20 protein-coding genes are annotated in these 11,176 nt (G+C 51.0%); all 20 read left to right on the top strand.

Annotation, left to right across the window (positions count from 1 at the left end; genetic code table 11):
* The first annotated feature begins 58 nt into the window (after window positions 1-58).
* Window positions 59-532, top strand: coding sequence for an S-ribosylhomocysteine lyase (locus QVO51_RS04250; RefSeq protein WP_022357362.1), 474 nt, complete (start codon window positions 59-61; stop codon window positions 530-532).
* A gap of 172 nt (window positions 533-704) precedes the next feature.
* On the top strand, window positions 705-2,468 hold the full coding sequence (locus tag QVO51_RS04245; protein ID WP_022357361.1) for a M23 family metallopeptidase: 1,764 nt from the start codon (window positions 705-707) through the stop codon (window positions 2,466-2,468).
* A gap of 476 nt (window positions 2,469-2,944) precedes the next feature.
* Window positions 2,945-3,259, top strand: coding sequence for a 30S ribosomal protein S10 (gene rpsJ, locus QVO51_RS04240; RefSeq protein ID WP_022357360.1), 315 nt, complete (start codon window positions 2,945-2,947; stop codon window positions 3,257-3,259).
* 106 nt (window positions 3,260-3,365) lie between these two features.
* Entirely contained in the window at window positions 3,366-4,001 is a 636-nt protein-coding gene (rplC, locus tag QVO51_RS04235) for a 50S ribosomal protein L3 (protein ID WP_015558476.1), read from the top strand.
* Window positions 4,002-4,018: 17 nt separating this feature from the next.
* On the top strand, window positions 4,019-4,642 hold the full coding sequence (gene rplD, locus QVO51_RS04230; RefSeq protein WP_022357359.1) for a 50S ribosomal protein L4: 624 nt from the start codon (window positions 4,019-4,021) through the stop codon (window positions 4,640-4,642).
* Window positions 4,642-4,965 (top strand): 50S ribosomal protein L23, encoded by a 324-nt coding sequence (gene rplW, locus QVO51_RS04225; RefSeq protein WP_015558478.1) that lies wholly within the window; start codon window positions 4,642-4,644, stop codon window positions 4,963-4,965. The genes rplD and rplW overlap by 1 nt, the downstream gene beginning before the upstream one ends.
* Window positions 4,966-5,028: 63 nt before the next feature.
* A complete protein-coding gene (gene rplB / locus QVO51_RS04220; RefSeq protein ID WP_015558479.1) occupies window positions 5,029-5,862 on the top strand; it encodes a 50S ribosomal protein L2 in 834 nt (277 codons plus the stop codon).
* Between the two features lie 21 nt (window positions 5,863-5,883).
* The gene (gene rpsS, locus QVO51_RS04215) at window positions 5,884-6,168 is read left to right on the top strand and encodes a 30S ribosomal protein S19 (protein ID WP_015558480.1); all 285 of its coding nucleotides are present in this window, start codon (window positions 5,884-5,886) and stop codon (window positions 6,166-6,168) included.
* Window positions 6,169-6,192: 24 nt separating this feature from the next.
* Window positions 6,193-6,528, top strand: coding sequence for a 50S ribosomal protein L22 (gene rplV / locus QVO51_RS04210; protein ID WP_015558481.1), 336 nt, complete (start codon window positions 6,193-6,195; stop codon window positions 6,526-6,528).
* A 17-nt stretch (window positions 6,529-6,545) separates the two neighbouring features.
* On the top strand, window positions 6,546-7,328 hold the full coding sequence (rpsC, locus tag QVO51_RS04205; protein ID WP_015558482.1) for a 30S ribosomal protein S3: 783 nt from the start codon (window positions 6,546-6,548) through the stop codon (window positions 7,326-7,328).
* On the top strand, window positions 7,328-7,753 hold the full coding sequence (gene rplP, locus QVO51_RS04200; protein ID WP_015558483.1) for a 50S ribosomal protein L16: 426 nt from the start codon (window positions 7,328-7,330) through the stop codon (window positions 7,751-7,753). Before rpsC ends, rplP begins: the two co-directional genes overlap by 1 nt.
* Complete coding sequence (gene rpmC / locus QVO51_RS04195) at window positions 7,753-7,947, top strand: 50S ribosomal protein L29 (RefSeq protein ID WP_015558484.1); 195 nt, start codon at window positions 7,753-7,755, stop codon at window positions 7,945-7,947. The genes rplP and rpmC overlap by 1 nt, the downstream gene beginning before the upstream one ends.
* 18 nt (window positions 7,948-7,965) lie before the next feature.
* Window positions 7,966-8,223 carry a 30S ribosomal protein S17 gene (rpsQ, locus tag QVO51_RS04190; protein ID WP_022357358.1) on the top strand — a complete coding sequence of 86 codons (258 nt, stop codon included), beginning with the start codon at window positions 7,966-7,968 and terminating at the stop codon, window positions 8,221-8,223.
* Between the two features lie 51 nt (window positions 8,224-8,274).
* Complete coding sequence (gene rplN, locus QVO51_RS04185; protein WP_022357357.1) at window positions 8,275-8,643, top strand: 50S ribosomal protein L14; 369 nt, start codon at window positions 8,275-8,277, stop codon at window positions 8,641-8,643.
* Window positions 8,644-8,656: 13 nt separating this feature from the next.
* Entirely contained in the window at window positions 8,657-9,034 is a 378-nt protein-coding gene (gene rplX, locus QVO51_RS04180) for a 50S ribosomal protein L24 (RefSeq protein WP_022357356.1), read from the top strand.
* Between the two features lie 16 nt (window positions 9,035-9,050).
* Window positions 9,051-9,590, top strand: coding sequence for a 50S ribosomal protein L5 (rplE, locus tag QVO51_RS04175; protein WP_015558485.1), 540 nt, complete (start codon window positions 9,051-9,053; stop codon window positions 9,588-9,590).
* An 18-nt stretch (window positions 9,591-9,608) separates the two neighbouring features.
* Window positions 9,609-9,794: a type Z 30S ribosomal protein S14 gene (locus QVO51_RS04170; RefSeq protein ID WP_015558486.1), complete on the top strand. Its 186-nt coding sequence runs from the start codon at window positions 9,609-9,611 to the stop codon at window positions 9,792-9,794.
* 23 nt (window positions 9,795-9,817) lie between these two features.
* Complete coding sequence (rpsH, locus tag QVO51_RS04165; protein ID WP_015558487.1) at window positions 9,818-10,216, top strand: 30S ribosomal protein S8; 399 nt, start codon at window positions 9,818-9,820, stop codon at window positions 10,214-10,216.
* Window positions 10,217-10,229: 13 nt separating this feature from the next.
* A complete protein-coding gene (rplF, locus tag QVO51_RS04160) occupies window positions 10,230-10,775 on the top strand; it encodes a 50S ribosomal protein L6 (RefSeq protein ID WP_022357355.1) in 546 nt (181 codons plus the stop codon).
* A gap of 17 nt (window positions 10,776-10,792) precedes the next feature.
* Window positions 10,793-11,173, top strand: a complete 381-nt coding sequence (gene rplR, locus QVO51_RS04155; RefSeq protein ID WP_015558489.1) for a 50S ribosomal protein L18 — start codon at window positions 10,793-10,795, stop codon at window positions 11,171-11,173.
* Window positions 11,174-11,176: the final 3 nt, after the last annotated feature.

Genomic DNA, 11,176 nt, shown 5'->3' with positions numbered 1-11,176 from the left:
TGGCGCAGGGATATGCAGCAGTTGGTACCGGCGGTACAATTGGATTGGAGGAATCGAAATGAAGAAGATTGCAAGTTTTGAAGTGGATCACCGGAAAATTGATGTGGGCATGTACATATCCCGGGTGGACGGGGATATTGTAACCTATGATATCCGCATGTGCAAGCCCAACGGAGGTGTCTATCTGCCTACTCCGGCGATGCACACCATTGAGCATCTGTTTGCCACCTATGCCCGTAATTCGGAATATGGTCAAGGCGTTGTCTACGTTGGTCCAATGGGCTGCCGTACCGGATTTTATCTGCTGACCCGTGGACTCAGCCACCAGGATGCCATCCGGCTGATGCAGGAGACCTATCAGTTCATTGCGGATTACGATGGGGAGATCCCCGGCTGCTCCGAGATCGAGTGCGGCAATTACCTGGAGCATGACCTGGCTGGAGCAAAGCGGGCAGTACTGCCGTTTTTATCCGCTATCCAGGGATATACCCCGGAAATGCTGGATTATACATGGCATTATAGCCAAAAATAATTATTACATTTTGTATATTCAGACGAATTTTAATGCATTTTTTGGCGAACGGACGAAAAGCCATTGCAATTTCTGATCCGGTTGGTATAATGGTTACAGTGTAACTGATTTGTAACAATTACCGCTGACAAGATCCGGCACTCTACCGGATCAGAAGAAGGGAGCTGTTAGGATGGATCAGGAACGTCTCAGCCATGCAAAGGACGTTTCCAACGGTGACACTGAGAATGGACAGAGCATGCATACAACCAAGCGGCGCAGAAAGCGGAACCCATTGGTCTGGCTGGTTTCCAGAGCAGCATTGTGCGGTGCCTGGATCGTCCGTGTGCTGCTGTACCTGTTGTACGGTATTTGCGGCTTCATCTTACTGCTGGGCAGAGGAATTCTGGACATGTGCAGAGGGCTGGTTGTTCCCTTGGGGAAGCTGAAGCATGCACTGATGCAGCCTGTGCGGATCCAGATGCGCAATGCAGACCGGGTGCAGCAGAATATGCGGGCAGCCCGCCACAAGGGGAAGAAGCATTTTGCGGCAGCCCTGCTCAAAAGCGCCCACACTTATTTGTGGGGCGAGAACGGGTTGATGATCACCATCTTTCACTATGTGGTGCCCGTTGCTTCTCTGGCGTTTCTGGTGGGGGTGGTACTCTACGGAGCCCATTTGCAGTATGGGCTGGTAGTGCAATATAATGGTGAGGAGATCGGCGTGATCGCCTCTGAGGAGGAATTTGACGCAGCTGCCAGTGAGGTGCATAAGCGAATTGCCGATGTGGAGCTGGCGGAGCCGTTGATCTATACGCCGAAGTTTTCTCTGACCATCGTCAATGACACCAGTGATTATGTGCCTTCCTCCGTGCTGGCGGACCGGATGCTTTCCAGTTCGGACGCAGTGCTGACCCAGGCGTGCGGTGTGTTTGTGGACGACGCTTTCGTGGGGGCAGTTGCCTCCAATCAGGAGGTGGAGTTTGCCTTGTCGGAGCGGCTGGCAGATTTCAATGCGCCTGCCGGGGCAACGGATGTGCAGTATGAGAATGCGGTGACCTTCCGCAGCGGCATGTATCTGGAGGATAGCCTGCTGGACACGGAGGAGATGATCGAAAAGCTGACCGCCAGTGAGCGGTATCGCTCCCAGTATACCGTACAGCAGGGGGAATCCGTGGTGCAGGTGGCAAAAAAGTTTTCCATGGCGGAGTCGGAGCTGCGAGAGCTGAATCCGGATCTGGAGGAGGGAGAGTGTCAGGCAGGAGACCGGCTGACAGTCATCAAGACAAACAGCTTTCTGCCCATTCAGTATACGGAGCGTATGACCCTGACCAGCTTCATTGATTTTGATTCCATTGAGGTGAACACCAGTTCGGTCAATAAGGGGGATACCCAGATCCTGGTGCCAGGTGTCAAGGGAGAGAAATCCAATGTTGTGGACATTGTGTATGTGGATGGGGCGGAAGCCAGCCGGAAGGTGATCCGGTCAGAGGTGCTGTCCGAACCGGTTACAGAGCAGGTGGGCATCGGCACTTACACGGCGCAGCCCATGTCCAAAAACACGGTGCTTCGGGGCAGCGGTCAGTTCAGCTGGCCGGTGGATGGGGGCTATATCAGCGATCCATTCATCAGTGACCGGAACCATAAAGGTCTGGATATTGCAGCACCGGCAGGCACGGAGATCTATGCGGCGGATGCAGGCACGGTGACTTATGCGGGCTGGAATGCAGGAGGCTATGGCTATCTGGTGATGGTGGATCATGGCAACGGCTATGTGACAGTGTATGGACACTGCTCCATGATCTATGTTTCTGAGGGACAGGAGGTCTCCCGGGGACAGCGTATGGCGGCGGTGGGATCCACTGGTCGATCCACCGGCAACCATCTGCATTTCGAGGTGCGCTACAACGGCATGTATTGTGATCCTACCGGATTCCTCCGGGTGAATGCAGATTGATTCTCTTTAAATAGTATAGGCAGTGCTTCGGAGGGCGTGCATGCCTTCCGGGATGCTGCACTTTAAAAACAATATCGAAATATGATATACTTTTGTTCATAAAAATTTTACAAGTCCGGTATGCGCAATTGCTTGCAATTTGGTGTAAGGCATGGTATAATGTACAAGTGATTGCGACAGATATGCGAGGAAGCGGAAGGTTGCTGGCGGTATGTCAGGGAATTTCCGTGGAGTATGTCCGATTTTAAACCGGGCGAAAAGAGATAACGGACACAGTTTGTGCTTTGTGCTAGCTTGCGTATGCATGGAGTATGCCCGAATTGTGCCTATCTGAACTTCCTCGGAAAACAGTTACGTTTTTCGAGTTTTTTTATGCGCAGATGAGGATACACACGGGAACGTGGACGATATCTCAGGGGAACTCTCAAAGAGAATCCCGCCCCCAATCATGAAATACTATAAGGAGGCGAAATCACGTGGCAGTCAACGAGAAAATCAGAATCAAGATCAAGGGTTATGAGCACGCAACAGTGGACGCAGCAGCCGCAAAGATTGTGGAGGCAGCAAAGCGCAGCGGTGCAAGAGTTTCCGGTCCGATCCCGCTGCCTACCGACAAGGAGGTTGTTACAATTCTCCGTGCGGTACACAAGTACAAGGACAGCCGTGAGCAGTTTGAGATGAGAACACACAAGCGTCTGATCGACGTTATCAGACCCACTCAGAAGACAACTGACGCACTGCAGAAGCTCGAGATCCCCGCAGGTGTGGACATCGTTATGGTGCTCAAGTAAGCACAGCGATAACCCCTGACTCTGCATTAGACATGCAGAGAGGATGGCAGGCGCCATCGGTCAAGTTGGCATACGCCAACCAATAACCTAACAGGAGGAAAATGGAATGCAAAAAGGTATTATCGGCAAGAAAATCGGTATGACCCAGATTTTCGACCAGGAAGCAGGAAAAGTAATTCCTGTAACTGTTGTAGAAGCTGGTCCTTGTGTTGTGGTACAGAAGAAGACCGTTGAGAATGACGGCTACGCTGCACTGCAGATCGGCTTTGACGACGTAAAGGCACAGCGCATCAACAAGCCTATGAAGGGACATTTTGACAAGTCCGAGGTTGGTTACAAGCGCGTCCTGAAGGAATTCAGACTGGACGACTGCGACGCTCTGAATGTGGGTGATCTGCTGAAGGCTGACACATTTGCTGTAGGCGACATCGTGGATGTCAGCGGCACCAGCAAGGGTAAGGGCTTCACCGGCGCCATCAAGCGTCACAATCAGCACAGACTCAAGGAAACTCACGGTACCGGCCCTGTGCACAGACAGGCAGGTTCTATGGGTGCATGCTCCTCTCCGTCCCGTATTTACAAGGGCAAGGGCATGGCAGGTCACATGGGTGCTGAAAAGGTAACAGTTCAGAATCTCGAAGTTGTGAAAATTGACGTTGAGAACAATCTGATTGCACTCAAGGGTGCGATTCCCGGTCCTAAGGGCGGCGTTGTATGCATCACAGACAGTGTAAAGGCTTAAGGAAGGAGGAAGCATAAATGGCTAAGGTTTCAGTATTTGATATGACAGGAAATCAGGTTTCGGAGACAGAGCTTTCCGATGCTGTATTTGGTATTACTCCGAACGAAGCAGTGATGCACGCAATGGTTGTAAACTACCTGGCAAACCAGCGTCAGGGCACACAGTCCACTCTGACTCGGACAGAGGTCAGCGGCGGTGGCAGAAAGCCCTGGAGACAGAAGGGTACCGGTCATGCAAGACAGGGTTCTATCCGTGCTCCTCAGTGGTATCACGGCGGCGTGGCACTCGGTCCGAAGCCCAGAGATTACAGATACGCTCTGAACAAGAAGGTTCGCAGACTGGCTATGAAGTCCGCACTTTCTTCTAAGCTTCTGGAGAACAACATCATCGTGCTGGATGCACTGACTGTTGATTCCTACAAGACCAAGACTATCGTTGCAATGCTCAAGGCACTGAACGTAGAGGGCAAGGCTCTGATCGTAACTGCTGAGGCAGACAAGAAGGTCATCAAGAGCGCAGCAAACATCCCCGGCGTTAAGACAGCTGCTGTCAACACACTGAATGTTTACGATATTCTCAACTATGACAAGTTCATCGTTGTAAAGAATGCCGTTGGTCAGATCGAGGAGGTGTACGCATAATGAAAGCTGCACAGGATATTATCTTGAAGCCGATTATCACGGAGAAGAGCATGGATTTCCTTCCCCTCGGCAAGTACACTTTCAAGGTTGCCAAGGACGCAAACAAGCTGGAGATTGCCAAGGCAGTGGAAGAGCTGTTTGATGTACAGGTTGAAAAGGTTCATACCATGAACTGCAGAGGCCGTGTAAAGCGTGTCGGCAGATATGTGGGCAAGACCGCTGACTGGAAGAAGGCGATCGTTACAGTAAGTAAGGATCCCAAGCCCGGTAAGGACGGCAAGAAGCGCAAGAGCACCATCGAGTTCTTCGACGGCATGTATTAATTGCGCTTCAGGTATGGGAGAATGCTCCCGCAAAATGCATTATATAAGGAGTGAAACACGCAAATGGCAATTAAGACCTATAAACCGACAACTGCTTCCCGCCGTAACATGACTGTTACCAACTACACGCAGTTGTCCAAGGTTGATCCGGAAAAGAGCCTGCTTGAGCCCCTCAAGAAGAATTCCGGCAGAAACAGCTATGGCCGCATCACCGTTCGTCACAGAGGCGGCGGAAACAGAAGAAAGTACCGTGTAATTGATTTCAAGCGTGACAAGGACGGCATCAATGCAAACGTTCTGACCATCGAGTACGATCCGAACCGCAGCGCATTCATTGCTCTGGTTCAGTATGAGGACGGCGAGAAGAGATACATTCTGGCTCCCCACGATCTGAAGGTTGGCGACGTTGTTCGTTCCGGTGCTGACGCTGATATCAAGCCGGGCAACGCACTGCCCCTGCTGAACATTCCGGTTGGTACCTTCATTCACAACATTGAACTTTATCCGGGCAGAGGTGCACAGCTGGTTCGTTCCGCTGGCAACATGGCTCAGCTGATGGGTAAGGAAAATGATTATGCGCTGATCCGTCTGCCTTCCGGCGAGATGAGAAAGGTTCCGATCGGTGCGAAGGCTTCCATCGGTCAGGTTTCCAACATCGACCACGAGAACGTACACTACGGTAAGGCTGGTCGTGTTCGTCATATGGGTATCAGACCTACAGTCCGCGGTTCCGTTATGAACCCCTGCGATCACCCCCACGGCGGTGGTGAAGGTAAGTCGCCGGTTGGACGTCCGGGTCCTGTTACACCTTGGGGCAAGCCTGCTCTGGGTTATAAGACTCGTAAGACACACAACCGCACTGACAAGTATATCGTAAAGAGAAGAAACGGGAAATAAGCGGAAAGGAGGAACTGATTCATGAGCAGAAGTATTAAAAAGGGACCTTACGTGCAAGAGGTTCTGCTGAAGCGGATTATGGCTATGAATGAGGCCGGCGAAAAGAAGGTTCTCAAGACTTGGAGCCGTTCTTCCACGATTTTCCCTGATTTCGTAGGTCACACAATCGCAGTTCACGATGGCCGCAAGCATGTTCCGGTTTACGTTACAGAGGACATGGTTGGACACAAGCTCGGCGAGTTTGCACCCACCAGAACCTATAAGGGTCATGCAGGTTCCAAGACATCGAACAACGGCAAGAAGTAATAAGTAGCGGAAGGAGGAGTTCAAATGGAAGCTAGAGCGTATTTGAGAAATGCTCGCATCGCACCGAGAAAGGTGCAGATCGTTCTGGATCTGATCCGGAACAAGCCTGTTGACATTGCATTGGCTACACTTGAATTGACACCGAAGGCTGCAAGCCCGATGGTGGCAAAACTGTTGAAGTCCGCTATGGCAAACGCTGAGAACAATCACAACATGAACAAGGATGACCTGTATGTTTCCGAGTGCTTCGTGTGCCCCGGTCCGATCATGAAGCGGGTTATGCCGAGAGCACAGGGCAGAGCCTTCAGAATCCTGAAGAGAACATCTCACATCACACTTGTTGTGAAAGAAAAAGAATAATCCCAAGGAGGTTAACTATGGGCCAGAAAGTAAATCCGCACGGTCTGCGTGTTGGCGTTATCAAGGATTGGGATTCTCGCTGGTTTGCGAACAAGGCAGATTTCGGCGATACACTGGTGGAAGACTACAACGTACGTAACTTCATCAAGAAGAGCCTGTACGCTGCAGGTGTTCCGAAGATCGAAATTGAGCGATTCGCTGAAAAGGTTAGAATCAACATCCACTGCGCAAAGCCCGGCGTTGTAATCGGCAGAGGCGGCGCAGAAATCGAGAAGCTCCGCGCTCAGCTCGAGGCTATGATGAAGAAGCAGGTTGCTGTGAACATCATCGAGGTGAAGCAGCCTGATATGAATGCTCAGCTGGTTGCTGAGAAGATTGCGCTGGATCTGGAGAACCGTGTTTCTTTCAGACGTGCAATGAAGCAGTCCATCGGTCGTTCCATGCGTCTGGGCGCAAAGGGCATCAAGACCCGTGTTTCCGGTCGTCTGGGCGGTGCGGAAATCGCAAGAAGCGAGACTTATCACGAGGGTACCATCCCGTTGCAGACCATTCGTGCTGACATCGACTACGGCACCGCTGAGGCGCACACCACTTATGGTCGCCTGGGCGTAAAGGTTTGGATCTACAAGGGTGAGGTTCTCAAGGGCGATGCTGCAAAGGCTGCTGCTGAGAAGGCGAAGTACGAAAAGAAGCCGGAAGCAAGACCGGAAAGAAAGCGCCGGGATGACAGAAACGGCCGTGACAACAGAAACGGCGGCTTCAAGGCGCGTGATTCTAGAAGAGAAGGAGGTAACCGATAATGCTGCTCCCGAAGAGAGTAAAATATCGTCGTGTGCACAGAGGTCGTATGACCGGTAAGGCACTCAGAGGCAATAAGGTTTCCTACGGTGATTACGGTCTCCAGTCCCTGGAGCCTGCATGGATCACCTCCAACCAGATCGAATCCGCCCGTATCGCAATGACACGTTACATCAAGCGTGGCGGTCAGGTATGGATCAAGATTTTCCCGGATAAGCCCGTAACTTCCAAGCCCCTCGGAACTCGAATGGGTAAAGGTAAGGGCGCACCTGAGTACTGGGTAGCTGTTGTAAAGCCGGGCAGAGTGATGTTCGAGATTGCTGGCGTTCCGGAAGAGACCGCAAGAGAAGCGCTGCGTCTTGCAATGCACAAGCTGCCGGTAAAATGCAAGTTTGTAAAGAAAGCTGAACAAGGAGGGGAGCAGTAATGAAAGCGACTGAAATCAGAGATCTGTCCGTTGATGAGATGAACGAAAAGCTGGTCAGCCTGAAGGAAGAGCTCTTCTCTCTCCGTTTTCAGCATGCTGTCAATCAGCTGGATAACACAGCACGTCTGAAGGATGTAAAGAAGGATATCGCTCGCATCAAGACTGTTCTTCGTGCGGCAGACGCGAATCAGTAAGAGAAGGAGGAGTTTGCTGTGTCTGAAAGAAACCTGAGAAAGACCAGAGTTGGCAAGGTTGTAAGCGACAAGATGGACAAGACTGTTGTTGTTGCAATCGCAGATAACGTACAGCATCCGCTTTACAAGAAGATTATCAAGCGCACTGTAAAGCTGAAGGCTCACGATGAGCAGAACGCATGCCGCATTGGCGACCGCGTAGAAGTAATGGAAACCCGCCCCATGTCCAAGGACAAGAGATGGCGTGTGACCAACATCATTGAAAAGGCAAAGTAATATAGTATTGAGTGGAAGTTCCGAGGGAACTTCTGAAAGGAGGAACTCGCTGTGATCCAGATGCAATCTTACTTGAAGGTCGCTGACAACACCGGTGCAAAGGAACTGATGTGCATTCGTGTGCTGGGCGGTACCCGTAGAAGATATGCGAACATCGGCGATGTTGTTGTGGCTTCTGTTAAGAAAGCAACACCCGGCGGCGTTGTTAAGAAGGGCGACGTTGTAAAGGCTGTGATTGTTCGTTCCGCAAAGGGCCTGCGGAGAGAAGATGGTACCTACATCCGTTTTGACGAGAATGCAGCAGTTATCATCAAAGAGGATAAGAACCCGAAGGGGACCCGTATTTTCGGACCGGTCGCAAGAGAACTTCGTGAGAAGGATTACCTCAAGATCCTGAGCCTTGCGCCCGAAGTATTGTAATGGAGGTGTCATGATGAATAAGTTACACGTTAAAAAAGGTGACACAGTCGTTCTCCTTACAGGTGACAGAGAAGATAAGTACGTGAACAACGAGTCCAAGACCCGCAAGACCGGCAAGGTTCTTGAGGTCAGCCCGTCCGAGAACAAGGTGATCGTTGAAGGCATCAACATGATCACCAAGCATGTAAAGCCCACCAGAATGGGTCAGCCGGGCAGCATCGTCAAGGCTGAGGCTCCGATTTACGCATGCAAGGTACAGGTCGTTTGCCCCAAGTGCGGCAAGCCCACCCGTGTTGGCCACGGTTTTGAGACCAAGACCAACGGCGCCGGCGTAGAGAAGAAGCTGCCGATCCGTATCTGCAAGAATAAAGACTGCGGCCACCATTTCTGATAGGAGGAGAACGAGAATGGCAAGATTAAAAGAATATTATGTCAGCACTGTCGCTCCTGCAATGATGAAGAAGTTCGGCTACAAGAGTGTGATGCAGATCCCGAAGCTTGACAAGGTTGTCATCAACGTAGGTGCCGGTGAGGCAAAGGAAAACGCAAAGGTGATCGACGCAATTATGACTGACATCGCTGCAATCACTGGTCAGAAGCCGGTGATCTGCCGTGCAAAGAAGTCTGTTGCAAACTTCAAGCTTCGTGAGGGCATGCCGATCGGCGTAAAGGTAACGCTGCGCAGCGAAAAGATGTACGAATTCGTAGACAAGCTGTTCAACGTTGCATTCCCCCGGGTTCGTGACTTCAGAGGCATCAACCCGAATTCTTTCGATGGCAGAGGCAATTACTCCACCGGTATTAAGGAACAGTTGATCTTCCCTGAGATTGAGTACGATAAGATCGACAAGGTACGGGGTATGGATATCAACTTCATTACAACCGCAAACACAGACGAAGAAGCGAAAGAGCTGCTGACACTGATGGGCGCTCCGTTTGTGAAGTGATAGGGAGGATTCATCGAAATGGCAAAAAAGGCAATGATTAACAAGCAGCAGAAAGCTCCCAAGTTCTCCACAAGAGCATACAACAGATGCAAGATTTGTGGCAGACCGCATGCTTATCTCAGAAAGTTCGGCATCTGCCGTATCTGCTTCAGAGAGCTTGCACATGACGGTCAGATTCCGGGTGTGAAGAAAGCAAGCTGGTAAATTAACAAAGGAGGTCATTCGGCATGCAAATTACTGATACAATCGCAGATTTACTGACAAGAATCCGCAATGCGAATTCTGCAAAGCACGCCACGGTTGACGTTCCCGCCTCCAATGTCAAGAAGGCTATTACACAGATCCTCGTAGACGAGGGCTATGTAAAGGGCTTCCAGGTCATTGAGGACGGCAAGCAGGGAATCATCAGAATCACTCTGAAGTACGGCGACAACAAGTCACCCATCATCACCGGCCTGCGTCGGGTTTCTAAACCGGGTTTGCGTATTTATTCTAGCTGTGAAGATATGCCCAAGGTTCGTAAGGGTCTGGGTATCGCCATCGTTTCCACTTCTAAGGGAATCGTGACTGACAAGAAGGCTCGTGAGCTGAACGTTGGCGGCGAAGTACTCGCATTTATTTGGTAAGGAGGACACGGTAATGTCAAGAATAGGTAGAATGCCGATTAGTGTCCCTGCCGGTGTCGATGTGAAGTGCGCCGACAACTTTATGACGGTGAAGGGTCCTAAGGGCGAAATTTCCAAGCAGTTATCCACAGCAATGAACATTGAGATCGCTGACGGTGTGATCCACGTGACCCGTCCGGACGATACCAATGTAAACAGAAGCCTCCACGGCTTGACCAGAACTCTGATCGCCAACATGATCGAGGGTGTAACCAATGGTTACAGCAAGACCCTGGAGATTGAGGGTGTTGGTTACCGTGCTGCAAAGCAGGGTCATGACCTGGTTATGAACCTGGGTTTCTCCCACCAGGTGATCGTTTCTGAAGGCAACGGCATTGCAATTGAAGTGCCCCAGCCCAACAAGATCGTCATCAGTGGTGTTGACAAGCAGGCTGTAGGTCAGTTCGCAGCTGAAGTACGCGAGAAGCGTCCGCCGGAGCCTTATAAGGGCAAGGGCATCAAGTACGCCGGTGAGCATATCGTCCGCAAGGAAGGTAAGGCCGGCAAGGGCAAAAAGTAAGTAAGGAGTGAATCGCTATGGTAAAAAAGGTAGACAGCAACAAGGCCAGAGCTAAAAGACACCGCAGAGTCCGCGCGAAGATTTCCGGTACTCCGGCTTATCCGCGTCTGAATGTCTTCCGCTCCTCCAAGCACATTTACGCACAGATCATTGATGATGTAAATGGTGTGACACTTGCTTCTGCTTCCAGTCTTTCCAAGGATTTTGACGCAGATGGCGGCAATAAGGATGGCGCAAAGAAGGTTGGCGAGCAGATCGCAAAGAATGCGCTGGCAAAGGGTATCAAGAACGTGGTATTCGACAGAGGCGGTTACCTGTATCACGGACGTGTGAAGGAACTTGCTGACGGCGCAAGAGAAGGCGGACTTTCCTTTGAGAATCCGTCCAATTCCAAGTAAGGA

The sequence above is a fragment of the Ruminococcus sp. CAG:379 genome, assembly GCF_000434255.1.
In the GTDB taxonomy this organism is placed as follows: domain Bacteria; phylum Bacillota; class Clostridia; order Oscillospirales; family Ruminococcaceae; genus Ruminococcus_F; species Ruminococcus_F champanellensis.
This window is presented reverse-complemented; position numbering and strand designations above follow the sequence as displayed.